Origin of the sequence: Pseudomonas sp. ENNP23 (assembly GCF_001728945.1) — a bacterium.
In the GTDB taxonomy this organism is placed as follows: Bacteria; Pseudomonadota; Gammaproteobacteria; order Pseudomonadales; family Pseudomonadaceae; genus Metapseudomonas; species Metapseudomonas otitidis.
Map to the genome: position 1 here is coordinate 68,685 of NZ_LYSP01000014.1, position 22,809 is coordinate 91,493.

Sequence of the window (22,809 nt, forward strand, 5' to 3'; positions counted from 1 at the left end):
AGCGCCGCAAAAGCGAAATCTCAGGTCGCTCAGTGAATCAGACCGACGCGGGAGAAGTTCGGCAGGCTGCGCAGCTTGGGGTCAGGCCAGCTCATCCACACGGCAAAGGCCTTGCCGACGATGTTGCGGTCCGGAACCATGCCCAGCAGGTCGCGGGGAATGTTCGGGTCGTTCCAGTAGCGACTGTCGTTCGAGTTGTCGCGGTTGTCGCCCATCATGAAGTAGTGCCCCTCCGGGACCACCCACTCCTTGCCGGGCTCCATGAGGTTGCGGCGCATTTCCTTGCGGATCATGTGCTCGGCCTCGCCCAGCTTTTCCTGATAGAGGCGCGCACTGCCCAGGGTGCCGGGCTCGTCACCCACCAGCGTCTCGGCAACCAGTTGGCCATTGACGGTCAGGCGCTTGTCGTTGCTGTAGGCGATGCGATCACCCGGCAGACCGACGACGCGCTTGATGTAGTTGACGTTCGGGTCGCTGGGGTAGCGGAACACCATCACATCACCCCGCTGCGGGTCCCCCACTTCGATGACCTTGGTATCCAGCACCGGCAGGCGGATGCCGTAGGCGAACTTGTTCACCAGGATGAAATCGCCCACCTCCAGCGTCGGCTTCATCGAACCGGACGGGATCTGGAAGGGCTCCACCAGGAAAGAACGCAGCACCAGCACGATGGCCAGCACCGGGAAGAACGACTTGCCGTACTCGACCAGCAGGGGCTCCTTGCCGAGCTTTTCCAGCACTGCCGGATCGGGCTCGCTGACCTGCCCCTGGTAGGTGGCGATCGCAGTGCGCCGGCGCGGTGCCAGCAGGAGCAGATCGAGGAGCGCGAGCACGCCGCAGACCGCCACGGCGATAACCAACAAGAGCGGGAAATTGATCGACATAGACCCTAGCTATCCACTTTGAGAACAGCGAGGAAGGCTTCCTGCGGGATTTCCACGCTGCCTACCTGCTTCATCCGTTTCTTACCGGCCTTCTGCTTCTCCAGCAGTTTCTTCTTACGGCTGACGTCACCGCCGTAGCACTTGGCCAGAACGTTCTTCCTGAGAGCCTTGACAGTGGTCCTGGCCACAATCTGGCCGCCAATGGCGGCCTGGATGGCAACGTCGAACATCTGCCGAGGAATCAGGTCTTTCATCTTCTCGGTCAGCGCTCGGCCCTTGTAGTGGGCCTGCTCGCGGTGAACGATCAGTGCCAGCGCATCGACCTTCTCACCGTTGATCAGCACATCCAGGCGGACGAGGTTGGCGGGCTCGAAGCGGTCGAAGCTGTAGTCCAGCGAAGCGTAGCCACGGCTCACCGACTTCAAGCGGTCGAAGAAATCCAGCACCACCTCATTCATCGGCAGGTCGTAGCAAACCTGAACCTGGGAACTGAGGAACTGCATGTCGCGCTGGACGCCACGCTTCTCGATGCACAGGGTGATGACGTTGCCGAGGTGCTCCTGGGGCACCAGGATGGTGGCGCGCACGATGGGTTCGCGCATTTCCTGAATGGACGCCAGGTCGGGCAGCTTGGACGGGTTGTCGACGTAAACGGTCTCGCCGCTCTTCAGGACGATCTCGAAAACCACAGTCGGCGCGGTGGTGATCAGGTCCAGGTCGTATTCGCGCTCCAGACGCTCCTGGATGATCTCCATGTGCAGCATGCCGAGGAAGCCGATGCGGAAGCCGAAGCCCAGGGCCTCGGAGCTTTCCGGCTCGTACTGCAGCGCGGCATCGTTCAGGGTCAGCTTCTGCAGGGCCTCGCGGAAGTCCTCGAAGTCATCGGAGCTGACCGGGAACAGGCCGGCGTAGACCTGCGGCTTGATGCGCTGGAAGCCGGGCAGCACGTCCACATCCGGGGTGTTGGACAGGGTCAGGGTATCGCCCACCGGCGCCCCATGAATGTCCTTGATGCCGGCGATGATGAAGCCCACTTCGCCGGCCTTGAGGTCTGCGGTCTCGGTGTGCTTGGGAGTGAAGACGCCGACGCTGTCCACCTGGTGGACCTTGCCGGTGGACTTCACCAGGATCTTGTCGCCCTTCTTCACTCGACCGTGCTTGACCCGAACCAGCGAGACCACGCCCAGGTAGTTGTCGAACCAGGAGTCGATGATCAGCGCCTGCAGCGGTGCCTCGATCTCGCCTTCCGGCGGCGGGATCACCTTGACCAGTTGCTCCAGCACCTCGATCACACCCATGCCGCTCTTGGCACTGCAGGGCACGGCGTCAGTGGCGTCGATGCCGATGATGTGCTCGATCTCGTCCTTCACCCGCTCAGGCTCGGCCTGGGGCAGGTCCATCTTGTTCAGCACGGGCATCACTTCCAGGCCCTGCTCGATGGCGGTGTAGCAGTTGGCTACCGACTGGGCCTCGACGCCCTGTCCTGCATCCACCACCAGCAGCGCGCCTTCGCAGGCAGCCAGGGAACGGCTCACCTCGTAGGTGAAGTCCACGTGACCGGGGGTATCGATGAAATTCAACTGGTAGGTCCGGCCGTCCTGCGCCTTGTAGTGCAGGGTGACGCTGTGGGCCTTGATGGTGATGCCGCGCTCACGCTCCAGGTCCATGGAGTCGAGCACCTGGGCCTCCATTTCGCGATCGGAAAGGCCACCACAGAGCTGGATGAAGCGATCCGCCAGGGTCGACTTGCCATGGTCGATATGGGCGATGATGGAAAAGTTGCGGATATGACTCAGGTCACTCACGGGATCGACACTCGAAAAAAGCCGCAAGCTGGTTGCTTGCCGAAAAATAGCCGGGGAGTTTACCTGATCGCCATCACAGGCGTCACGCACGACCGACGACGCCCGCCCATGAAAAAGGGCGACCTGGGCCGCCCTTTTTCAGTGCATCGGATCACTCCGACAATTTGAAGGTGATGAAGCTCGCGCGCCCCTGGCGCAGCACGCGCATGGACACCGAACGATTCTTCGGCAGTTCCTTGGCGACCTTGGCGAAGGTCTGGACCGAATCGATGGCCTGGTTGTTCAGGTGGGTGATCACGTCACCCGGGCGCAGCCCCATGAGTGCAGCCGGCCCTTCCTGGATCTCGCGGATGACCACGCCACCCTTGATGTCCAGCGCTTTCTGCTGCTCCCCGGAGAGACCGGCGACCAGCACACCAAGACGGTTGCTGCTGCGCTCGGCACCCGAGGACTCGCCGGCGGCCAGTTCCTGACCGTCCTCAGGCAGCGCACCGATGCTCAGAGACAGGTTCTTGCGATTGCCATCGCGGACGATGCCCAGGTCGATCTTGGTACCCGGTTTCAGCGCGCCCACAAGATGCGGCAGGTCAGCGGACATGACGATGGGTTGCCCGTTCATGCTGAGGATCACATCCCCCACTTGCAGGCCGCCCTTGGCAGCCGGGCCGTTCTCCAGCACCTGGGCCACCAGCGCACCAGCCGGCTTGTCGAGACCGAAGGATTCGGCGAGGTCCTTGTTCACTTCCTGGATCACCACGCCCAGCCAGCCACGGTTGACCTTGCCGCTGGCCTTCAGTTGATCGGCCACGCTCATCGCCACATCGATCGGGATAGCGAAGGACAGCCCCATGAAGCCGCCGGAGCGGGTGAAGATCTGCGAGTTGATGCCGACCACTTCGCCGTCCAGGTTGAACAGCGGCCCACCGGAGTTACCCGGGTTGATCGCCACGTCGGTCTGGATGAACGGCACGTAGCTCTCGTTGGGCAGGCTACGGCCCTTGGCGCTGACGATGCCGGCGGTGACGGAATGGTCGAAACCGAACGGCGAACCGATGGCCAGCACCCAGCTCCCAACCTTCAACGAATCGGATTTGCCGAGTTTGACGATGGGCAGGTCCTTGCCTTCCACCTTCAGCAGGGCCACGTCGGTGCGGGCATCGGCGCCGATCAGCTTGGCTTCCAGCTCGCTGCGGTCGGACAGGCGCACGATGATCTCGTCGGCGTCCGCTACCACATGGTTGTTGGTCAGGATGTAGCCATCCCTGGAGATGATGAAACCAGAGCCCAGGGACTGCGCCTCACGCTGGCGACCACCCTGGCCACGCGGGGCCTGGGGGATGCTGCGCTCGAAGAACTCCCGCAGCATCGGCGGCAGGCCTTCCAGGTCTGGCATCTGGTTGGCGACGGCGCGCTCGGGCAGCTTCTGTCGCGTACTGATGTTGACCACGGCGGGTGACGCCTGCTCCACCAGCGGGGAGAAGTCAGGCAGTTCGGCGCGCGCCGCGAGGGTTTGTCCGAGCAGCAGCAGCGCCGCCACGGCGGACATGCAGGATTTCATGCTTAGCATCGACATACAGCTCCCGTCATTACACGAGGAATTTGAACCCGCCGAGCGCCCCGGGGCGGAGCGGGCAAACGCAAATGGGGCCGGAAGCGAGGCCTCCAGCCCGATGAACCATTGCACAACTTGGGATACGAATCGATAGCAGATCGCTATCAATTACCAGCCTCCTTCAAGCAGAAGGCCCAGCACTGTCGCCTGCGGCACCCTCAACTCACTGGGGCGCGGAGCTGCCAGCGGTACCCGCCGAACGCATAGACAACGCGACGCGCTCCGCAGTTCCCACAGGAATCTCACCCACGACGGTGACCATCACATCCCCGTCTGCCGTGCTCAACCGACGGGATACCGCCACGGTAGGCCCAAGCTCGTAGGGCACGATGTCTTCCACTCGCGCGCCGTGCAGAGGCTCCAGGAACACCGAAAAACGCGCCAGGCCGTCACCAAACAACAGACAGACCACGGTATCGGATGACGCGGGGCTGCGGCGTTGAGTGGAACTGGAAAGACTGAAGCCTGGCGGCAACCAGTCTGAGTGCCAGGCACTGGCCTGCCCCACCGGAGCCTCGGAGAAACTCACCGCCTGGCAATCGACACCGGGCTGAAGCTCGGCATCCTCCGGGCGAACTGTCTCGAACTGGGTGAACTGGAAGCGCTCCAACAACCCGCCTTTGTCGTTGAGCATCAACGACTTCAGTGGCAGGCCAGTCTCACGATCCAGGTGCAGCTCGAAGCCATAACGATGCTGATCCCGCGGCACGAGGCTGAGAACCACGGCGGCACGCCCTGCAACACGGGACTCGCCCACCACACTGATCTCGTAGGACTTGGCGATCTGCGCCGCATCCAAATCCCGAGCGGGCCACACCTGGCCTCCCATCTGGTCGGCCAGCGCACCGCTCACGCATTGCGTTCTGCCATCTACCCGCACGACCTCCTGGGCCGGACCATCGAGCTGCTGCAGACGCTCACGCACCTGACTGGCGTCGACCCGGTGCCAGATCTGGTGAGTGGAAAAGCTGCCGCTGCGCTCGTAGACGAATGTTCCCTGAAAGTTCTGCTGCTCGGCCTGGGCAATACGCTTCAGCCAATCCTGGGGTTCGGCGGCGTGGGCGGCCTGGACCAGCCAACCACCGAGCAACACGAAGAGTGGTAGTGCACGCATGGATTACTGCTCAGCGGCTCTCCAGACTGGCAGCGCGTGCGTAGGGCAGCGCGCTCTCGGAACCGCTCATGGCGGCCTGTTGGGCATGCTGGCGCAGGTAGGCCGGCAGGCGCTGGTCATGCCAGCCAGACGGCGCAGCCGAACCTTGCGGCAATACACGCGGTGACTCGACACTGTATCCCGCCAGCACCGCATCCTTGTTGGCCTGGGGCGCGGTGATCAGCGGCTGCACGCCACCTTGCTGGGCCAGTTGACGGGTGCCTACCTCGTCCTGGTTGTACAGGCGCACACCGGCCAGCACGGCAACAGTCACCGACGCTGCGACCGCCAGGCGACCCAAGGTACGCCAGGGCCCCTTGGTTGCTGTAGCAGGCGCAACCTCATCCGCCAGCGCTGCGGATACCGCCGCCGCGATGTCGAGACGGGGCTCGAGCAGTTCCTTGTGCATCACGGCACGGGCTATCTGGTAGCGCGACCATGTGGCACGGATCTCCTCATCACCGCTGGAGGCGAGCACTCGGCGCAACTCCAGTTCATCCGCTTCGTTATCCATCACCGCGGACAGCGATTCATGCAGGGCTTCACGACTCATGGCGATTCCTCTCTAATAGCTGTCGCCGCTGTCTCAGGATTCCTGCAGCAAGGGCTGCAGGGCTTTATCGATCGCTTCTCGCGCCCTGAAAATACGCGAGCGGACTGTACCAACCGGACACTGCATGACATTGGCGATGTCCTCGTAACTCAGACCATCGAACTCACGCAACGTCAGCGCCGTGCGCAAATCCTCAGGTAGCTGCTGGATGGTTCGATGGACGGTACCCTCGATCTCATCCCTCAGCAGCGAGCGCTCAGGCGATTCGTTGTCCTTGAGAGCATGATCGCCATCGTAGAACTCCGCATCCTCCGCACTCACATCACTGTCCGGAGGACGCCGACCACGCGCCACCAGATGATTCTTCGCCGTATTGATGGCGATGCGGTACAGCCAGGTATAGAAAGCACTGTCACCGCGGAAATTGCCGAGCGCACGATACGCCTTGATGAAGGCTTCCTGAGCGACATCCTGGGCCTCCTGAGTGTCGTGCACGAACCGCACGATCAACCCGAGGATCTTGTGCTGATACTTCAGCACCAGAAGATCGAAAGCCCTCTTATCGCCTCGCTGCACCCGCTCGACCAGTTGCTGATCCTGTTCCTGGGTTAGCATGGATACTCCTCGTTGGAGCTTGAGGGGCACCGCGCCGCCCAGTGGATCGGCTTGCCAAGATAGACTCGGGCGTTACGCAAAAGTTCTCCCCTCCAAGCAAGCTTCCTGCAAGACCGTTTCCTTCTTGCACGGAATCACGCAGCAGGGTTCAACCGCTGCTGCGCGGATAATTTATTCGCCTGATTTGCCGCAGCCAGAGGAGCAGGAAGCTCCTCGCGGCACAACTCGCCAAGCACGTCACTTCATGTGCGACATACCTAAGAAAGCGGGTGTGGATGGAAAGTTCCCACGATTTCTTCGGCGACCATGAACGCGCTATTGTGCCGACCACCCCCTCTATATACTAGGGGCCGCCTTCCCGCGGGATCCCCGACATGAGCCAACACTTTCAGCACGATGTACTGGTGATCGGCAGCGGCGCCGCCGGCCTCACCCTTGCGCTGACCCTGCCCTCCCACCTGCGCATCGCCATCCTCAGCAAAGGCGACCTGTCCCAAGGCTCGACCTTCTGGGCCCAGGGGGGCGTTGCCGCTGTCCTGGACGACACCGACACCGTCGATTCCCATGTCGAGGACACCCTCGTCGCCGGGGCCGGGCTCTGTCGCGAGGATGCCGTCCGCTTCACCGTCGAGCACAGCCGCCAAGCCATCCAGTGGCTGATCGACCAGGGCGTGCCGTTCACCCGCGAGGACGAAAGCGCCCGCGAAGACGGCGGATTCCAGTTTCACCTCACCCGCGAGGGCGGGCACAGCCACCGACGCATCATCCATGCCGCCGATGCCACCGGCGCCGCCATCTTCAACACCCTGCTGGCACGCGCCCGTCAGTGCCCCAACATCGAACTGCTGGAGCAGCATGTCGCCATCGACCTGATCACCGAGCGCAAGCTCGGCCTGCCCGGCCAGCGCTGCCTCGGCGCCTACGTGCTGAACCGCAGCAGCGGCGAAGTCGACACCCATGGCGCGCGCTTCACCGTGCTCGCCTCGGGCGGCGCAGCCAAGGTCTACCTCTACACCAGCAACCCCGACGGCGCCTGCGGTGATGGCATCGCCATGGCCTGGCGGGCCGGCTGCCGGGTGGGCAACCTGGAGTTCAACCAGTTCCACCCCACCTGCCTGTATCACCCGCAAGCCAAGAGCTTCCTGATCACCGAAGCGGTGCGCGGCGAAGGTGGCCTGTTGCGCCTGCCCAGCGGCGAGCGCTTCATGCAACGCTTCGACAAGCGTGCCGAACTGGCCCCGCGCGACATCGTCGCCCGCGCCATCGACCACGAGATGAAGCGCCTGGGCATCGACTGCGTCTACCTGGACATCAGCCACAAGCCCGCCGAGTTCGTGAAGAGCCACTTCCCCACGGTCTACGAGCGCTGCCTGGGCTTCGGCATCGACATCACCCGCCAGCCCATCCCCGTGGTGCCCGCCGCCCACTACACCTGCGGTGGCGTAGTCGTGGACCGCCACGGCCACACCGACGTCCCCGGCCTCTACGCCATCGGCGAGACCAGCTTCACCGGTCTGCACGGCGCCAACCGCATGGCCAGCAACTCCCTGCTGGAGTGCTTCGTCTACGCCCGTTCCGCCGCCGAAGACATGCTCGGCCAGATGGAACAGATCCCCCTGCCCGACGGCCTGCCCACCTGGGACGCCAGCCAGGTGACCGACTCGGACGAGGACGTGATCATCGCGCACAACTGGGACGAACTCCGGCGATTCATGTGGGACTACGTCGGCATCGTGCGCACCAACAAGCGCCTGCAGCGCGCCCAGCACCGGGTGCGTCTGCTGCTCAGCGAGATCGACGAGTTCTACTCCAACTACAAGGTCAGCCGTGACCTCATCGAGCTGCGCAACCTGGCCCAGGTGGCGGACCTGATCATCCGCTCGGCCATGCAGCGCAAGGAATCCCGGGGCCTGCACTACACCCTGGACTACCCCGACACCCTGCCCGAAGCCCACGACACTATTCTGGTGCCGCCCACCTTTGGCGACTGAAACGCAGCCGCACCCGCAGGCGCCGATGCCAATCGGCGTCCATCGCATCGGCCGGCACGCAGAGCCCCTGGGCCCAGGGGCGACCCGGCTGGCGATAGACCAGCAGCACCGCCAGGGGTAGCGCCAGGCTGTCAGGCGACAGTTGCACGGGCAGCCAGTCGCCATCCCGGCGCAGCAACGCCAGCCCATTAGACGACAGGCGCAACCCGAGGATCGCCGAAGGCGCCGTCAGCAGGATGCGCCGGGGCAGCACCCAGGCCGCGTGGCCAGCGCACAGCAGCGCACCGAGCAGACGCACCCAGGCCGGGCACTCGGCCGTCGCCAACGCCACCAGGCACAGCGCTAGAAGGAAGAGGTAGATCGCCAGCAGGCGCCGCGACGGGCGCCAGTGGCATTCGAAGGGGCTACTTGGGCTGGACACGGTCCAGGATCATTTTCACGATGCGCCGCAGGTCCGCATCTTCCGGCTCACCGCGCTGCATGAACCAGCCGAACATGTCCTGGTCCTCACATTCCAGCAGCTTGCGGTAACGGGCCTGGTCGGCCTCGTCGAGGTGCGGGTACGCCTCCTGCACGAAGGGGACCAGCAGCACATCCAGCTCCAGCATGCCGCGGCGGCTGTGCCAGAAGAGTCGGTTCAGTTCAGTTGCGTCGGCCATCGGGGTGCCTCCAGTAAACAGGCGCGCAGTATAACGGCACGGACGCCGGCCGGCACCCGCTGACAAGCCGCCGACCGGGCTCTATGATGACGCCCCGGACACCCTTTCCAGCGATATCCCATGGCTGAAACCGCATTCTTCTGCCCGCTCACCCACGAAGGCATCATCGCCGTCCGTGGCGTGGACGCCGCCAAGTTCCTTCAGGGCCAGGTCACCTGCAACCTCGCCTACCTCAACGACACCACCACCAGCCTCGGCGCCCGCTGCACCCCCAAGGGGCGCATGGTCTCCAGCTTCCGCGTCCTGCCCGAAGGCGACGGCTACCTGCTCGCCCTCGACGCCCGGTTGCTGGACGTGCAACTCGCCGACCTGAAGAAATACGCCGTGTTCTCCAAGGCCACCCTGGCCGACGAGAGCGCCGCCTGGGTGCGCTTCGGCCTGGCCCAGGGCGACGGCGTGCTCGTAGCGCTGGGCCTCGACCTGCCCACCGAAGCCGGCGCCGTCGTGCGCGCCGAGGGCCGCATCGCCCTGCGCCTCTCCGACGGCCGCGCCGAACTCTGGGCAGCAGCTGATGAGGCCGACAGCATGCGCACCCACCTCGCCACCCACCTGCCCGAGGCCCCGCTGGACGCCTGGCTGCTGGCCCAGGTGCGCGCCGGGGTCGGCCAGGTCTTCGCTGCCACCCGCGAGCTGTTCATCCCGCAGATGATCAACCTCCAGGCGGTCGGCGGCGTCAGCTTCAAGAAAGGGTGCTATACCGGGCAGGAGATCGTCGCCCGCATGCAGTACCTGGGCAAACTCAAGCGCCGCCTGCAGCGCCTGGCCCTGCCCGAAGGCGAACGCCCGGCCCCCGGCCTCGAACTCTTTTCCCCCGTCCACCAGAGCAGCGTCGGCGAAGTGGTGCTGGCCGCCCCGGCGGAACAGGGTTACGAACTCCTCGCCGTGCTCCAGGAAGACGCGGTCAACGACGGACGGATCCACCTGGGCGCCATCGATGGCCCCGTGCTGAACCTGCTCGACCTCCCCTACACGCTGGACGCCGACCGCGAGATCCAGCGCTGAGGGCCGGTCCAACCGCCTACCACGCCTAGAGAGCCCCCATGAGCAAGCTTGCCGAGAAAGTCCAGGAAGACCTGATCCGCGCCATCGACAACGATGAGCTGGTGCTGCCCACCCTGCCCGAAGTGGCGCTGAAGGTGCGCGAAGCCGCAGAAGACCCCGACGTGAGCATCCCCGCCCTGTCCAAGGTGATCGGCAACGACGCCGCCCTCACCGCCCGCATCATCAAGGTGGTGAACAGCCCGCTGCTGCGCACCAACAAGGAAATCACCGACCTGCAGATGGCCATCAGCCGCCTCGGCATCAACTACACCTGCAACCTCGCCACGGGCCTAGCCATGGAGCAGATGTTCCAGGCCACCTCCGATGTGGTCGACCGCAAAATGCGCGAAGTCTGGAACAAGAGCACCGAGATCGCCGGCATCTGCCACGTCCTCTGCCGCCACTACACCCGCCTCGCGCCGGACCAGGCCACCCTCGCCGGCCTGGTGCACCAGATCGGCGTGCTGCCGATCCTCACCTACGCCGAAGAACACTACGAACTGCTGGCCGACTCCATCAGCCTCAACCACGTGATCGAGCGCATCCACCCGATCATCGGCGACCGCATCCTCAAAGCCTGGGAATTCCCCGCCCCGATCGCGCAGATCCCCAGCCAGTACCTGGACTTCACCCGCAACTCGCCCAAGGTCGACTACGTGGACATCGTCCAGGTCGCCACCCTGCAGAGCTACCTGGGCAGCGAACACCCCTACACCCAGCTCGACTGGAGCCAGATCCCCGCCTTCGCCAAACTCGGCCTCGACCCGCAGGTCGACATGCAGGCAGACGAAGACCTCTCCGCCGCCATGGAGGCGGCCATGAGCATGCTGCAGTGAACTAACGGGCGCGCCATACCTGTCTAGACTCCCTGCATACATGGAGTAGCGGACCCAGATGCGCGCCCTTCTATTCATCCTCACCCTCGCCTTCGGCAGCCTCGCCGCCGCCGAAGACGTGCGCCTCACCAACGGTGAATGGACGCCCTACCTCGGCGCCTCGCTGCCGCACCAGGGCGTAGCCTCGCGCATCGTCGCCGAAGCCTTCGCCCTGGAGGGCGTCACCGTCCACTGGGAGTTCCACCCCTGGGCCCGCTCCCTGCGCCTGGCGGAGAAAGGCGAGCGCCACGGCACCGCCATCTGGCTGCGCAATGCTGATCGCGAACGGGATTTCTACGTCAGTGATCCGGTGATCGAGAGCGGCTACGTACTGTTCCACCGCAAGGACACCCCCCTCGACTGGCAGAGCGTGGACGACCTCCGGCACTACCGCCTGGGCGCCACCATCGGCTACGACTACGGCGAAGCCTTCCAGCGCGCCGAGCAGGACGGCCGCCTGCGCGTGCAGCGCCTGGCCGCCGAGGAACAGGGCCTGCGCATGCTCCTGGCCGGCCGCATCGACGTGTTCCCCATGGACAAGGTGGTCGGCATCGCCAACCTGCAAGGCTTCAGCCGCGAAGAACGCAGCCGAGTCACCTTTCACCCCCAGCCGCTGCGCAGCGACACCCTGCACCTGTTGCTGTCCCGCTCGGTTCCCGGCAACGAACAGCTCATGGCGCGCTTCAACCAGGGCCTGGCGCAACTGCGTGAAAGCGGCAAGATCGCCCGCTACCTGCTCGAAGCCGAAGAGCCGCTGAGCAGCCTGCAGTAATGGCAGTGCTGCTCAGGCGGGCGGAAAGCTCACCCGTACCCGCAACCCGCCCGCGCCGCCGTCGTGCAGGCTGATCTCGGCCATGTGCGCCCGGCAGATCTCACCCACGATGGCCAGGCCCAACCCCGCCCCGCTGGCCTGGGCCGTGCGCCGGTAGAAACGCTCGAACACCCGCTCGCGTTCTTCCGGCGGAATGCCGCTGCCCTCGTCCTCCACTTCCAGCACCGCCGGCGCCATCACCCGCAGGGTCACGCTGCCGCCCTTGGGCGTATGGGCCAGGGCGTTGTCCACCAGGTTGCTGAGCAACTCGTTGAGCAGCGTCGGCTCGCCCCTCACCCAAGCGCTGTCCTCCGCCTCCAGCGCCAGGGCGATACCCCGGGCGTGGGCCAGCGGCGCCAGGGCCATCCCCAGCTCACGGGCCAGGGCGCCCAGCTCGATGCGTTCGGCACCGCCCTCGGCAATCGCCCGCGCCCCGCTCTCGATACGGGCCAGGGAGAGCAGTTGGTTGGCCAGGTGGGTCAGCCGATCGGTGTTCGCCGCACTCTCCTCCAGGGTCCGGCGCCAGGCGGTCGGGTCCTGCTCGCGCAGGCCCAGCTCGATCCGCGCCTTCAGGGCCGCCAGGGGCGTGCGCAACTCGTGGGAGGCGTCGGCGATGAAGTCCGCCTGGCGCTGGAACAGCCCGCGCAGGCGCTCGGTGAACCGGTTGAGCGCATCCACCAGCGGTTTGAGCTCGCTCTGCACCACCACCACCGGCAACGGGCGCATGTCGTCAGGCTGGCGCTCCTCCACCGCCGAGCGCAACTGATTGAGTGGGCGCATCGCCGCACTCACCGCCAGCCACACCAGCCCCAGCGCCGCCAGCGACATCAGCGCCAGGCGCCACAGCGTATCCACCAGCAGCCCCCGAGCCAGGCGCTCGCGGGCCTCCTCGGTCTCGGCCACACGGATTTCCGCCATGCCGTTGATGCTTGCCTCGCTCACCGGGCGCAGCAGGCTCACCACCCGCACGTCCACCCCGCCGTAGTTGGCGTCGTAGAAGCGCGCCAGGGCCGGGTAGTCATCGGTGCGCGGCGTGCCCGGCGGAGGGCCGGGCAGGTTCTCGTAGCCGGAGACCAGCTTCCCCTCGATGTCGGTCACCTGGTAGAAGATCCGCCCCGCGCTGTCGTAGGCGAAGGTGTCCAGCGCCACATAGGGCACATCGGCCTTGAGCCGGCCGTCGGCCTCGTAGAGCCCGGCGGAAATGGCCCGGGCCGACGCCAGCAGGGTGCGGTCGTAGGCGGTGTCTGCCGCCTGGCGGGCATTGAAGTAGGCACTCAGGCTGCCGATCACCAGCAGCATCGCCAGCAGCAGCGCCAGCCGCCGCAGCAGCCGCCCGCGCAGGCTTCCCGACTCACGCATCCTGGTGCTCCAGCAGGTAGCCCAGGCCGCGGAAGGTGACGATGCGCGCCGTGCTGCCCTCCAGCTTCTTGCGCAGGCGGTGGATGTAGATCTCGATGGCGTCCGGGCTGGCCTCCTCGTCCAGGCCGAACACCTGAGCGGCCAACTGGTCCTTGCTCATCACCCGGCCGGGGCGCGCGATCAGCACCTCCAGCACCGCCTGCTCCCGCGAGGTCAGCGTCAGCGGCTGGCCGTCCAGGCTGAAGCGCCGGGTGCCCAGGTCATAGAGCAGCGGCCCGCAGCGCTGCTGCTGCTCGCCGCCCAGCACCGTGCGCCGCAGCAGCGCCTTCACCCGCGCCTCCAGCTCCGACAGCTCGAAGGGCTTGGCCAGGTAATCGTCCGCGCCCAGGTTCAGGCCCAGCACCCGGTCCTTCACCTCGCCCCGCGCAGTGAGCATCAGCACCGGCAGCGTCTTGCCCCGCCCACGCAGGCGCGACAGCACCTCGAAGCCGTCCAGGCGCGGCAGCCCCACGTCCAGCACCGCCAGGGCATATTCCTCGCTGGACAAGGCCAGGTCCGCCGCCACGCCATCGTGCAGCACGTCCACCGTCCAGCCCGCTGCGCGCAGCGCCTGGGCCACGCTATCGGCCAATTGCAGGTGGTCTTCGACGAGCAGGATGCGCACGGTGGAGTCCTCCAGGCTGTAGGAAACGGCCCGCAGTGTAACGGCCAGCAACCCGCAAAAAACCGGCCTGCCGAATTCTTTCACGCTGAAAGCCTGGCGAAAGCTTCGCCCCCTAGCATCGGCACAGGGTGGACAGAACCACCCATCCATAGCCGGCCTTGGTTGAGCCGGCTTACAAGAACAACAACGGAGACCACCGATGCACACTGCCTCCCGGCAGGCGTTGCCGCCTGCACGCATCGTCAGCCTGGCCATCGCCGGCTGCACCCTCGCCCCGCTCGCCCAGGCTGACTTCATCAAGGACAGCTCGGCCACCCTCGAAGCCCGCAACATCTACCTGAACCGCGACTTTCGCGAAGGCACCGGCCAGTCCAAGCGCGACGAATGGGCCCAGGGCTTCATCCTCAACATCGAATCCGGCTTCACCGAAGGCACCGTCGGCTTCGGTATGGACGCCCTCGGCATGGTTGGCGTCAAGCTCGACTCGGGCAAGGGCAGCAGTGGCACCGACCTGCTGCCGGTACAGGACGACGGCGGCACCCCGGACACCTACGGCAAGCTGGGTCTGACCGGCAAGGTGCGCGTCTCCAGGAGCGAACTGCGCATCGGCAGCCACATCCCCGAACTGCCGGTGGTCAAGGCCAGCGACAGCCGCATCCTGCCCCAGGTGTTCGAAGGCGGCCTGCTCACCTCCAGGGAGATCGAAGGCCTCACCTTCACCGGCGGCCGCCTGCGCGAAGTGAAGGACCGCGCCTCTACCCACTCCGAAGACCTGGCCCTGAACAACAAGAACCGGCGCTTCGCCAGTGGCGCCAGCGGCGACCACTACGACCTGGCCGGCGCCGACTACGTGTTCAGCAAGCAGCTCACCGGGCGCTACTACTTCGCCGAGCTGGACGACGTCTACCGCCAGCACTTCTTCGGCCTGCTCGCCACCCAGCCCCTGGGCAGTGGCACCCTCAGCGCCGACCTGCGCTACGCCATCAGCGACGACACCGGCCGCGCTGCCGCCGGCAAGGTGGACAACCGCGCGCTGAACGGCATGCTCAGCTACGGCCAGGGCGCCCACAAGGTCGGCCTCGGCTACCAGCGCATGAGCGGCGACACCGGCTACGCCTACATCGACGGCAGCGACCCGTTCCTGGTCAACTTCGTGCAGATCAACGACTTCGCCAACGCCGACCAGCGCTCCTGGCAGGCCCGCTACGACCTGGACTTCGCCCGCCTCGGCGTCCCCGGCCTGAGCTTCATGACCCGCTACATCACCAGCGACAACGCCCAGGTCACCGGCAGCGACCGGGAAGGCCGCGAATGGGAACGCGACGTGGAGTTCAAGTACGTCGTCCAGAGCGGCGCCCTCAAGGACCTCACCTTCCGCGCCCGCCACGCCGGCTTCCGCTCCAGCTTCGCCCGGGATGCCGACGAACTGCGCCTGATCGTCAGCTACGCCCTCGCCATCTGGTGACCCACAATAAGACTCCACAGGAGACAACCGATGAAGACCGCCCTCTCCCGCTTCGCCCTGCTCGCCACCGGCCTGCTGCTCTCCACCCAACTGATGGCCGAGCCCAAGCGCCCCGAGTGCATCGCCCCGGCCGCCCCCGGCGGCGGTTTCGACCTCACCTGCAAGCTGGCCCAGAGCGCCCTGATGGACGCCAAGCTGCTCAGCAAACCCATGCGCGTCACCTACATGCCCGGTGGCGTCGGCGCCGTCGCCTACAACGCCGTGGTCGCCCAGCGCCCGGCGGACGCCGGCACCATCACCGCCTGGTCCAGCGGCTCGCTGCTCAACCTGGCCCAGGGCAAGTTCGGCCGCTTCGACGAGAACGCCGTGCGCTGGCTGGCCGGCATCGGCACCAGCTACGGCGCCATCGCCGTGCGCAGCGACTCCCCCTACAAGACCCTCGACGACCTGATCAACGCCCTCAAGGCCGACCCGGGCAAGGTGGTGATCGGCTCCTCCGGCACCGTCGGCAGCCAGGACTGGATGCAGACCGCCCTGCTGGCCAAGGCCGCCGGCATCGACCCGCGCAACCTGCGCTACGTGGCCCTGGAAGGCGGCGGCGAGATCGCCACCGCCCTGCTCGGCGGGCACATCCAGGTGGGCAGTACCGACATCGCCGACTCCATGCCGCACATCCTCGCCGGCAACATGCGCATCCTCGCCGTGCTCTCCGAAGAGCGCCTGCCGGGTGAGGACAAGGCCAACATCCCCACCGCCAAGGAACAGGGCTACGACATCACCTGGCCGGTGGTGCGCGGCTTCTACCTCGGCCCGAAGGTGAGCGACGAGGAGTACGCCTGGTGGAAGGCCGCCTTCGACCAACTGCTGGCCTCCGAGGACTTCGCCAAACTGCGCGGCCAGCGCGAGCTGTTCCCCTTCGCCATGACCGGCCCGGAACTGGACGCCTACGTGAAGCAGCGCGTCGCCCAGTACAAGGAGATGGCCAAGGAGTTCGGCCTCACCCAATAAGCGCTCACAAGAGCGTGAACAGACGCTAAGGCCCCGAACAGCCGGCTGAGCGCCCCCGCCAGCCGGCCCTCCGCGCCCCCATTCCGCGAGGAATCCCCCATGCTTTTTCAACGCCTGTTCAGTCTGGGCTGGCTGGTCGCATGCCTGTTTTTTGCCGCGCTCGCCTGGGACTACCACGCCGCCTTCTCCTATGAACCGGTCGGCCCCCGCGCCTTCCCCCTGCTCACCCTCGGGCTGATGGCCGCCGCCCTGCTATGGCAGGTGCTGCGCCCCGGCGCCCTGCTGCACAAGCACGACGACACCCCGCTGGACGCCCCCACCCTGCGCAAGGTGATCGCCTGCATCGCCCTGCTGCTGGTCTACGCCGGGCTCTTCGAGCCGCTGGGCTTCATCCTCTCCAGCACCCTCGCCGGCCTGCTGATGGCGCGCCTGTACGGCGGCCGCTGGCTGCCCGGCGCCATCGCCGCGCTGGCCATCAGCGTTGGCCTCTACCTGCTGTTCGACAAGACCCTGGACGTGCCCCTGCCCCTGGGCCTCCTCGACTTCCTGGAGTGACGACATGGATACCTTGAGCTACCTCGGCCAGGGCTTCGGCGTGGCCCTCTCCCCCTACAACCTGGTCACCGCCCTGGTGGGCACCCTGATCGGCACCGTGGTGGGCCTGCTGCCGGGCCTCGGCCCGATCAACGGCGTGGCCCTGCTGATCCCGGTGGCCTTCGCCCTCGGCCTGCCGCCGGAGTCGGCGCTGATCCTGCTGGCCGCCGTGTACCTGGGCTGCGAATACGGCGGGCGCATCAGCTCCATCCTGCTGAACATCCCCGGCGAAGCCTCCACCGTGATGACCACCCTCGACGGCTACCCCATGGCCCGCCAGGGCCTGGCCGGCGTCGCCCTGTCGCTGTCGGCCTGGAGCTCCTTCATCGGCGCCTTCATCGCCACCTGCGGCATGGTGCTGTTCGCCCCGCTGCTGGCCAAATGGGCCATCGCCTTCGGCCCGGCGGAGTACTTCGTGCTGATGGTGTTCGCCATCGTCGCCCTCGGCGGCATGGCCGGCGACCGCCCGCTGAAGACCTTCATCGCCGCCCTGCTCGGCCTGTTCCTCTCCACCATCGGCATCGACGCCAACAGCGGCGTGTACCGCTTCACCTTCGACAGCATCCATGTCGCCGACGGCATCCAGTTCGTGGTGCTGGTGCTGGGCCTGTTCTCGGTGAGCGAGATCCTCCTGCTGCTGGAGAAGACCCACCACGGCCACGTCGCCGTGAAGGCCACCGGACGCATGCTGTTCAACCTCAAGGAGGCCGCCTCGGTCGCCGTGGTCAACCTGCGTTGCGGGGTGATGGGCTTCATCCTCGGCGTGCTGCCGGGCGCAGGCGCCACCCTGGCCAGCGCCGTGGCCTACATGACCGAGAAGAAGCTCGCCGGCGACTCCGGCAGGTTCGGCAAAGGCGACCTGCGCGGTCTGGCCGCCCCGGAAACCGCCATCGGCGCTTCCGCATGCGGCGCCATGGTGCCGATGCTGACCCTGGGCGTTCCCGGCTCCGGCACCACGGCAGTGATGATCGGCGCACTGACGCTGTACAACATCACCCCCGGCCCCATGCTGTTCCAGCAGCAGCCGGACATCGTCTGGGGCCTGATCGCCTCGCTGTTCATCGCCAACGTCATGCTGGTGATCCTCAACATCCCGATGATCCGCGTGTTCACCCGCATCCTCGCCGTGCCCAACTGGGCCCTGGTGCCGGTGATCGCCATCATCACCTCCATCGGCGTCTACGCCGTGCACGCCACCACCTTCGACCTGTTCCTGATGGTCGCCATCGGCATCTTCGGCTACATCCTGCGCAAGCTGGACTTCCCCCTCTCGCCGCTGCTGCTGGGCTTCATCCTCGGTGGGCTGATGGAGCAGAACCTGCGCCGCGCGCTGTCCATCTCCAACGGCGAGCTGGGCATCCTCTGGTCCAGCCCCATCGCCATCGGCACCTGGGTGCTGGTAGCGGTGATGCTGGCCCTGCCGCTGGTGCGCATCTGGCGCCGCCGCGCCCGTCGGGAGGCCCTGGCGGATGCGTGATGGCTGGCACAACTGGTGGGCGACGCCCCTGGTGGGCGCGGCGGGCGGCCTGCTCGCCAGCCTCGCCCACTGGCCGCTGCCGTGGATGATCGGCGCCCTGGTGGCGGTCATCCTGTTCCGCTGCGCCACGCCCTGGCCAATCCGTGACCTGCCGGGCGGGCGCAAGACCGGCCAATGGATCATCGGCATCGGCATCGGCCTGCACTTCACCCCCCAGGTGCTGGAGCAGGTCACCGCCCACTGGGCGCTGGTGCTCTTCGGTGCCCTGTTCACCAGCCTTTCCAGCGTCCTCGCCATCGGGCTGTTGCGCCGCAGCGGCGAGGACCGCGCCACCGCCTTCTTCGCCTGCATGCCCGGCGGCTCCGGGGAGATGGTCAACCTCGGCCAGCGCAACGGCGCCAGCACCAGCCGCGTGGCCGCGGCCCAGAGTTTGCGGGTGGTGGCCGTGGTGCTGTGCATACCGGCGCTGTTCAAACTGCTGCTGGGCGACGGCCCCGCCCTGCACACCAACGCCCCGGTGGACTGGGCCTGGCTGGCCGTGCTGGTCCCGGCCGGCGGCCTGGTGGCGCTGCTCTGGCAACGCCTGCGCCAGCCCAACCCCTGGCTGTTCGGCCCGCTGCTGGTCAGCGCCTGCGCCAGCGTCGCCTGGGACCTGCACATCGGCCTGCCCCCAGGGGCCAGCCAGATAGGCCAGTTGCTGATCGGCAGCGGCCTGGGCTGCCACTTCGACCGCCTCTTCTTCCGCCGCGCCCCCACCTTCCTCGCCCGCACCCTGCTGGGCACCGCACTGATGATCGGCTTCGCCAGCCTCTGCGCCCTCGGCATCGCCTGGGCCAGCGCCCTGGACCTGCGCTCCCTGACCCTGGGGATGATGCCCGGCGGCATCGCCGAGATGAGCCTCACCGCCGAGACCCTGCAGCTCTCCGTCCCACTGGTCACCGCCCTGCAGGTGGCCCGGCTGCTGCTGGTGCTGTTCCTGGCCGAACCGGTGTTCCGGCGCTGGCAGCGCCTGGGTGCATCAGGCCCTGGCGAAACAGGGCGCTGATCCCAGGGTGCGTTGACGACTGAGCCCGTCGGACTCCGCCCAACGTGTCCACCTCCCCTCGCTGACGAACACGGCGCATTGAGCCGCCAACGCCCGCCCGTGGCGGCTCCAACGGCGTGAACTGCTGGCTGAGCAATCGGCAGCCGCCCCACCGCACGACCAGCCCGCGTTTAACCTCGGCATCCCCTCTCACCGCACGCTGGAGCGCCGCAATGGATGTCGGTTCCGTACTGATCAAGCTGAAGAGCGACTCGATGGAACAGGTCGAGGCCTGGAGGAGCGAAATAGAACGCCGCAAGGCCGAAGCCGTGGAAACCCTCAAGGCGGAGGGCGTCACCGTCGAATCCTGGTTTCACCTGGAGCTGAACGGCGAACAGTTCCTGATCGCCTACATGCGGGCCCATGACATCGCCCACGCACAGAAGGTGGGCCGGGAAAGCACCTTCGATATCGACCGCGTGCACAAGCGCTTCAAGGCCCACTGGGAGAAGGTCTACCCCGCCCGGCTGCTGGTGGACCTGGAGAATCCTGAATAAGGAGCGCTGCACCGGGCCCTGAATCCAAAGCAAAAAAAACGGGAGCCACAGGGCTCCCGTTCTCGATTCAGAGAAAACGCCGGGGCCGATAACGGCCCCAGGCTACAACCTCACCTGCGTTCCAGAAGAAACGCACGGCTAGTCTGGCAAAAGCCGACTGGACGATCCGTTTAGCTTTGGTAACCCGATTGCAAACATATGTAACCGAGCCACCGTCTGGTGGCCGTCCCGCCGGCGCGGCAGAATGCGCGCCATGAACCTGACCCTGCCCCCCTTCTGCACCCAGCCCGATGCCGCCTGGCCCTTCGCCGAGGCGCTGGAGGCCGTGGGTTTCCACAGCTGCCGCTTCGACCCGGCGGCCCTCGACGACGGCGACTTCGCCCGCTGCAACATCCCCACCACGCCGAGCATCCAGCGCTCGGTGGCCAAGCGCCGTGCGGAGTACCTGGCCGGGCGGCTCTGCGCGCGAGCGGCCTTGCAGGCACTCACCGGGCAGGCCGAGGTGCCCGCCGCCGGCGAGGACCGGGCGCCGGTGTGGCCGGCCGGCGTCGTCGGCTCCATCACCCACGGCACCGGCCAGGCGGCCAGCGTGGTGGCCCGTGCCGAGGCATGGCGCGGCCTGGGGCTGGACCTGGAGCAGCACCTGGAACCCGAGCGCGCCCTGCGCCTGGCCGGGGAGATCCTCACCGAGGCCGAGCTGCAACGGCTCGACGCCCTGCCGCTGGAGGCCAGGGCCGAGCGGGTGACCCTGACCTTCTCCATCAAGGAGAGCCTGTTCAAGGCGCTCTACCCGCTGGTGGGGGTGCGCTTCTATTTCCATGATGCGGAAGTGCTGGCAGTGGACGGCCACCGCGTGCAACTGCGCCTGTTGATCGACCTGTCCGCCGAATGGCACCAGGGCCGCGAGCTGCAGGGGCAGGTGCGCCACTACCCGGACCGCCTGCTGACCCTGGTGGCGGTGCGCTGACTCAGGAGGGCAGGCGCTCGCCCTGCCGGCACGGCCAGACCAGGCTGAACTGCGCACCGCCCAGGGCCTCGCTGCGGCCGACCTGTGCGCGCCCACTGTGCCAATAGATGATGCGCCGGACGATGGACAGGCCCAGGCCATGCCCGCCGGAGGCGCGGGTGCGGCTGTCGTCCAGCCGCAGGAAGGGAGTGAAGATGCGCTCCCAGTGGCTGTCCGGCACGCCCGGACCGTCGTCCTCCACGTCGATGCGACACAGTGCTTCGCCGATCTGAAAGCTCAGGCGCACCCGCGACTCGGCATGGCGCATGGCGTTGCTCACCAGGTTCTGCAGAGCCCGATGCAGGTAGCGCGGCTCAGCCTCCACCCAGGCCCCCTCCTCGCCACGGCCAAAGGCATGGCCGCGCTCGACGCGGATGGCCGGGCGCAGCGGTGCCAGCTCGGCGATCACCTGCTCCATCAGCGCATCCAGGTCGACCCGCTGGAAGTTCAGCGCCGGCGCGCCCTGCTCCAGGCGGGCGTAGGTCAGCATCTCGTCCACCAGCTTGTCGAGCTCCTGGATGTCGCCGTCCATGCCTTCCATGTACTTGCGCCGCGCGGTGTCGGTCTTGGCGTCGGCGATCATCTCCAGGCCGAAGCGCAGCCGCGCCACCGGCGTGCGCAGCTCGTGGGACACCGCCCGCACCAGCTCGCGCTGCACCGACAGCAACTGCTGCAACTGCTCGGCCATGCCGTTGAAGGCGGCCGCCAGGCGCCCCACCGAGTCCGCACCACGGGCCGGTACGCGGGCGTCCAGCTTGCCGTGGGCGATGCGCGTGGCCGCTGCCTCCAGCCCCAGCAGGCGGCGCTCCAACTGGCGCACCAGCAGGTAGATGGTGAGGCCGATCAGGCTCAGCCCGAGCACGCCGATAAGGATCAGCAGCTCCGGCGGGTAGGGGTTCATCAGCACCAGCGGGCCGATCTCCAGCACCCAGGGCGTATCGACGATGCCGGCGAAGATGCGGATGGAGTCGCCGCCCTTGCCCAGGGCCATGACCGTGTCGCCCTCGTCCACCCGGCGCCGCTGGTCCTCATCGAGGTCGGCGTTCTCCAGGGTCACCAGGTGCAGGTCGAAGCCGAACTGCTTGCTCTCCTTCAGGGCGGCCAGGCGCTGCGGCTGCTCGTTGACCGGGTAGCGCACCAGTTCGTCGATCAGCAGGTAGACGGTGGCCCGGGCCAACTGTTCGCTGATCTGCTGCACCTCGCCGGTGAGCACCAGGTGGTCCTTCTCGCTCACCAGGCTGTAGACCTTGGCGGCGTGGGGGCCGGTCTGCTCCACCATCACCTGGCGGCGCAGCACGCGGGAGCGCACGCCGCTGTCGAGGCGGTCCTCGTCCAGGTCCTGCAGCGCCAGGGGAATGCCCAGCAGGCGGCTCCACAGCACCAGGGCACGGCGGCGCTCCACCTGGGTCATGGGTTCGAGGTTGTCGGACATCAGGCGGAAGGTGCCGCGCGCCAGGCTTTCCCGGTAGCGGTCGGCGCGCACCTCGTTGACCTGGTGCAGGGTGAACACCCCCAGCAGCGCCACCAGCACCAGAGCGGCCAGCAGGCCGCCGTAGATGCGCAGGAAGATGGAGTTCATGGCCGCCCCCGGGCCAC

The 22,809-nt window shown here is 66.7% G+C and carries 22 protein-coding genes; 11 read left to right on the plus strand and 11 right to left on the minus strand.

Annotation, left to right across the window (positions count from 1 at the left end; translation table 11 throughout):
* Positions 1-29 precede the first annotated feature (29 nt).
* From lepB to rpoE, 6 genes are all read right to left on the minus strand, one after another.
* Positions 30-884, minus strand: a complete 855-nt coding sequence (gene lepB, locus A9G05_RS10375) for a signal peptidase I (RefSeq protein WP_069560890.1) — start codon at positions 882-884, stop codon at positions 30-32.
* A gap of 5 nt (positions 885-889) precedes the next feature.
* Complete coding sequence (gene lepA, locus A9G05_RS10380; RefSeq protein WP_069560891.1) at positions 890-2,689, minus strand: translation elongation factor 4; 1,800 nt, start codon at positions 2,687-2,689, stop codon at positions 890-892.
* Positions 2,690-2,840: 151 nt separating this feature from the next.
* Positions 2,841-4,256: a DegQ family serine endoprotease gene (locus A9G05_RS10385; protein ID WP_069560892.1), complete on the minus strand. Its 1,416-nt coding sequence runs from the start codon at positions 4,254-4,256 to the stop codon at positions 2,841-2,843.
* 208 nt (positions 4,257-4,464) lie between these two features.
* Positions 4,465-5,415 (minus strand): MucB/RseB C-terminal domain-containing protein, encoded by a 951-nt coding sequence (locus tag A9G05_RS10390; protein WP_069560893.1) that lies wholly within the window; start codon positions 5,413-5,415, stop codon positions 4,465-4,467.
* 10 nt (positions 5,416-5,425) lie between these two features.
* Complete coding sequence (locus tag A9G05_RS10395) at positions 5,426-6,007, minus strand: sigma-E factor negative regulatory protein (protein ID WP_069560894.1); 582 nt, start codon at positions 6,005-6,007, stop codon at positions 5,426-5,428.
* Positions 6,008-6,040: 33 nt separating this feature from the next.
* Entirely contained in the window at positions 6,041-6,622 is a 582-nt protein-coding gene (gene rpoE, locus A9G05_RS10400) for an RNA polymerase sigma factor RpoE (protein WP_069560895.1), read from the minus strand.
* Between the two features lie 374 nt (positions 6,623-6,996).
* Between rpoE and nadB the strand changes: the two genes are divergently transcribed.
* Complete coding sequence (gene nadB, locus A9G05_RS10405) at positions 6,997-8,613, plus strand: L-aspartate oxidase (protein ID WP_069560896.1); 1,617 nt, start codon at positions 6,997-6,999, stop codon at positions 8,611-8,613.
* Here the strand turns inward: nadB and A9G05_RS10410 are convergent.
* On the minus strand, positions 8,582-9,034 hold the full coding sequence (locus A9G05_RS10410; protein WP_069560897.1) for a protein YgfX: 453 nt from the start codon (positions 9,032-9,034) through the stop codon (positions 8,582-8,584). The two genes, nadB and A9G05_RS10410, sit on opposite strands and share 32 nt — an antisense overlap.
* Positions 9,018-9,272: a succinate dehydrogenase assembly factor 2 gene (locus A9G05_RS10415; protein WP_044407239.1), complete on the minus strand. Its 255-nt coding sequence runs from the start codon at positions 9,270-9,272 to the stop codon at positions 9,018-9,020. Before A9G05_RS10415 ends, A9G05_RS10410 begins: the two co-directional genes overlap by 17 nt.
* Before the next feature lie 120 nt (positions 9,273-9,392).
* On the opposite strand from A9G05_RS10415, the gene A9G05_RS10420 reads away from it, so the two are divergent.
* Genes A9G05_RS10420 through A9G05_RS10430 form a run of 3 tightly spaced genes read left to right on the plus strand, consistent with a single transcriptional unit; the run spans position 9,393 to position 12,020 of the window.
* Complete coding sequence (locus A9G05_RS10420) at positions 9,393-10,334, plus strand: folate-binding protein YgfZ (protein WP_069560898.1); 942 nt, start codon at positions 9,393-9,395, stop codon at positions 10,332-10,334.
* 38 nt (positions 10,335-10,372) lie between these two features.
* The gene (locus tag A9G05_RS10425; RefSeq protein WP_069560899.1) at positions 10,373-11,209 is read left to right on the plus strand and encodes an HDOD domain-containing protein; all 837 of its coding nucleotides are present in this window, start codon (positions 10,373-10,375) and stop codon (positions 11,207-11,209) included.
* A 58-nt stretch (positions 11,210-11,267) separates the two neighbouring features.
* Positions 11,268-12,020, plus strand: a complete 753-nt coding sequence (locus tag A9G05_RS10430; RefSeq protein WP_069560900.1) for an ABC transporter substrate-binding protein — start codon at positions 11,268-11,270, stop codon at positions 12,018-12,020.
* Positions 12,021-12,032: 12 nt separating this feature from the next.
* On the opposite strand, the gene A9G05_RS10435 is transcribed toward A9G05_RS10430, so the two are convergent.
* Together A9G05_RS10435 and A9G05_RS10440 are read right to left on the minus strand one after the other, a co-directional pair.
* On the minus strand, positions 12,033-13,418 hold the full coding sequence (locus tag A9G05_RS10435; protein ID WP_069560901.1) for a sensor histidine kinase: 1,386 nt from the start codon (positions 13,416-13,418) through the stop codon (positions 12,033-12,035).
* On the minus strand, positions 13,411-14,082 hold the full coding sequence (locus A9G05_RS10440; RefSeq protein ID WP_044407382.1) for a response regulator: 672 nt from the start codon (positions 14,080-14,082) through the stop codon (positions 13,411-13,413). The genes A9G05_RS10435 and A9G05_RS10440 overlap by 8 nt, the downstream gene beginning before the upstream one ends.
* A gap of 199 nt (positions 14,083-14,281) precedes the next feature.
* Here A9G05_RS10440 and A9G05_RS10445 point away from each other — a divergent pair, with 199 nt between their 5' ends.
* From A9G05_RS10445 to A9G05_RS10475, 7 genes are all read left to right on the plus strand, one after another.
* Positions 14,282-15,547, plus strand: a complete 1,266-nt coding sequence (locus tag A9G05_RS10445) for an OprD family porin (protein ID WP_069560902.1) — start codon at positions 14,282-14,284, stop codon at positions 15,545-15,547.
* A 30-nt stretch (positions 15,548-15,577) separates the two neighbouring features.
* Positions 15,578-16,555, plus strand: coding sequence for a tripartite tricarboxylate transporter substrate binding protein (locus tag A9G05_RS10450; protein WP_069560903.1), 978 nt, complete (start codon positions 15,578-15,580; stop codon positions 16,553-16,555).
* 99 nt (positions 16,556-16,654) lie between these two features.
* Entirely contained in the window at positions 16,655-17,110 is a 456-nt protein-coding gene (locus A9G05_RS10455) for a tripartite tricarboxylate transporter TctB family protein (protein WP_069560904.1), read from the plus strand.
* Positions 17,111-17,114: 4 nt separating this feature from the next.
* On the plus strand, positions 17,115-18,626 hold the full coding sequence (locus A9G05_RS10460; protein WP_069560905.1) for a tripartite tricarboxylate transporter permease: 1,512 nt from the start codon (positions 17,115-17,117) through the stop codon (positions 18,624-18,626).
* Positions 18,619-19,671 carry an AbrB family transcriptional regulator gene (locus A9G05_RS10465; protein WP_069560906.1) on the plus strand — a complete coding sequence of 351 codons (1,053 nt, stop codon included), beginning with the start codon at positions 18,619-18,621 and terminating at the stop codon, positions 19,669-19,671. Before A9G05_RS10460 ends, A9G05_RS10465 begins: the two co-directional genes overlap by 8 nt.
* Positions 19,672-19,883: 212 nt before the next feature.
* The gene (locus A9G05_RS10470; RefSeq protein ID WP_069560907.1) at positions 19,884-20,207 is read left to right on the plus strand and encodes a DUF6176 family protein; all 324 of its coding nucleotides are present in this window, start codon (positions 19,884-19,886) and stop codon (positions 20,205-20,207) included.
* A 244-nt stretch (positions 20,208-20,451) separates the two neighbouring features.
* A complete protein-coding gene (locus tag A9G05_RS10475) occupies positions 20,452-21,174 on the plus strand; it encodes a 4'-phosphopantetheinyl transferase (RefSeq protein WP_069560908.1) in 723 nt (240 codons plus the stop codon).
* A gap of 1 nt (position 21,175) precedes the next feature.
* Here A9G05_RS10475 and A9G05_RS10480 read toward each other — a convergent pair whose 3' ends face one another.
* Positions 21,176-22,792, minus strand: a complete 1,617-nt coding sequence (locus A9G05_RS10480; protein ID WP_069560909.1) for an ATP-binding protein — start codon at positions 22,790-22,792, stop codon at positions 21,176-21,178.
* Positions 22,793-22,809 lie beyond the last annotated feature (17 nt).

What these genes read in the sequence shown, in the direction of transcription:
- lepB (WP_069560890.1), bottom strand. Translation starts at nt 884, where the DNA reads ATGTCGATCAATTTCCCGCTCTTGTTGGTTATCGCCGTGGCGGTCTGC.
- A9G05_RS10385 (WP_069560892.1), bottom strand. Translation starts at nt 4,256, where the DNA reads ATGCTAAGCATGAAATCCTGCATGTCCGCCGTGGCGGCGCTGCTGCTG.
- A9G05_RS10390 (WP_069560893.1), bottom strand. Translation starts at nt 5,415, where the DNA reads ATGCGTGCACTACCACTCTTCGTGTTGCTCGGTGGTTGGCTGGTCCAG.
- A9G05_RS10395 (WP_069560894.1), bottom strand. Translation starts at nt 6,007, where the DNA reads ATGAGTCGTGAAGCCCTGCATGAATCGCTGTCCGCGGTGATGGATAAC.
- rpoE (WP_069560895.1), bottom strand. Translation starts at nt 6,622, where the DNA reads ATGCTAACCCAGGAACAGGATCAGCAACTGGTCGAGCGGGTGCAGCGA.
- nadB (WP_069560896.1), top strand. Translation starts at nt 6,997, where the DNA reads ATGAGCCAACACTTTCAGCACGATGTACTGGTGATCGGCAGCGGCGCC.
- A9G05_RS10415 (WP_044407239.1), bottom strand. Translation starts at nt 9,272, where the DNA reads ATGGCCGACGCAACTGAACTGAACCGACTCTTCTGGCACAGCCGCCGC.
- A9G05_RS10420 (WP_069560898.1), top strand. Translation starts at nt 9,393, where the DNA reads ATGGCTGAAACCGCATTCTTCTGCCCGCTCACCCACGAAGGCATCATC.
- A9G05_RS10425 (WP_069560899.1), top strand. Translation starts at nt 10,373, where the DNA reads ATGAGCAAGCTTGCCGAGAAAGTCCAGGAAGACCTGATCCGCGCCATC.
- A9G05_RS10430 (WP_069560900.1), top strand. Translation starts at nt 11,268, where the DNA reads ATGCGCGCCCTTCTATTCATCCTCACCCTCGCCTTCGGCAGCCTCGCC.
- A9G05_RS10435 (WP_069560901.1), bottom strand. Translation starts at nt 13,418, where the DNA reads ATGCGTGAGTCGGGAAGCCTGCGCGGGCGGCTGCTGCGGCGGCTGGCG.
- A9G05_RS10445 (WP_069560902.1), top strand. Translation starts at nt 14,282, where the DNA reads ATGCACACTGCCTCCCGGCAGGCGTTGCCGCCTGCACGCATCGTCAGC.
- A9G05_RS10450 (WP_069560903.1), top strand. Translation starts at nt 15,578, where the DNA reads ATGAAGACCGCCCTCTCCCGCTTCGCCCTGCTCGCCACCGGCCTGCTG.
- A9G05_RS10455 (WP_069560904.1), top strand. Translation starts at nt 16,655, where the DNA reads ATGCTTTTTCAACGCCTGTTCAGTCTGGGCTGGCTGGTCGCATGCCTG.
- A9G05_RS10460 (WP_069560905.1), top strand. Translation starts at nt 17,115, where the DNA reads ATGGATACCTTGAGCTACCTCGGCCAGGGCTTCGGCGTGGCCCTCTCC.
- A9G05_RS10465 (WP_069560906.1), top strand. Translation starts at nt 18,619, where the DNA reads ATGCGTGATGGCTGGCACAACTGGTGGGCGACGCCCCTGGTGGGCGCG.
- A9G05_RS10470 (WP_069560907.1), top strand. Translation starts at nt 19,884, where the DNA reads ATGGATGTCGGTTCCGTACTGATCAAGCTGAAGAGCGACTCGATGGAA.
- A9G05_RS10475 (WP_069560908.1), top strand. Translation starts at nt 20,452, where the DNA reads ATGCGCGCCATGAACCTGACCCTGCCCCCCTTCTGCACCCAGCCCGAT.
- A9G05_RS10480 (WP_069560909.1), bottom strand. Translation starts at nt 22,792, where the DNA reads ATGAACTCCATCTTCCTGCGCATCTACGGCGGCCTGCTGGCCGCTCTG.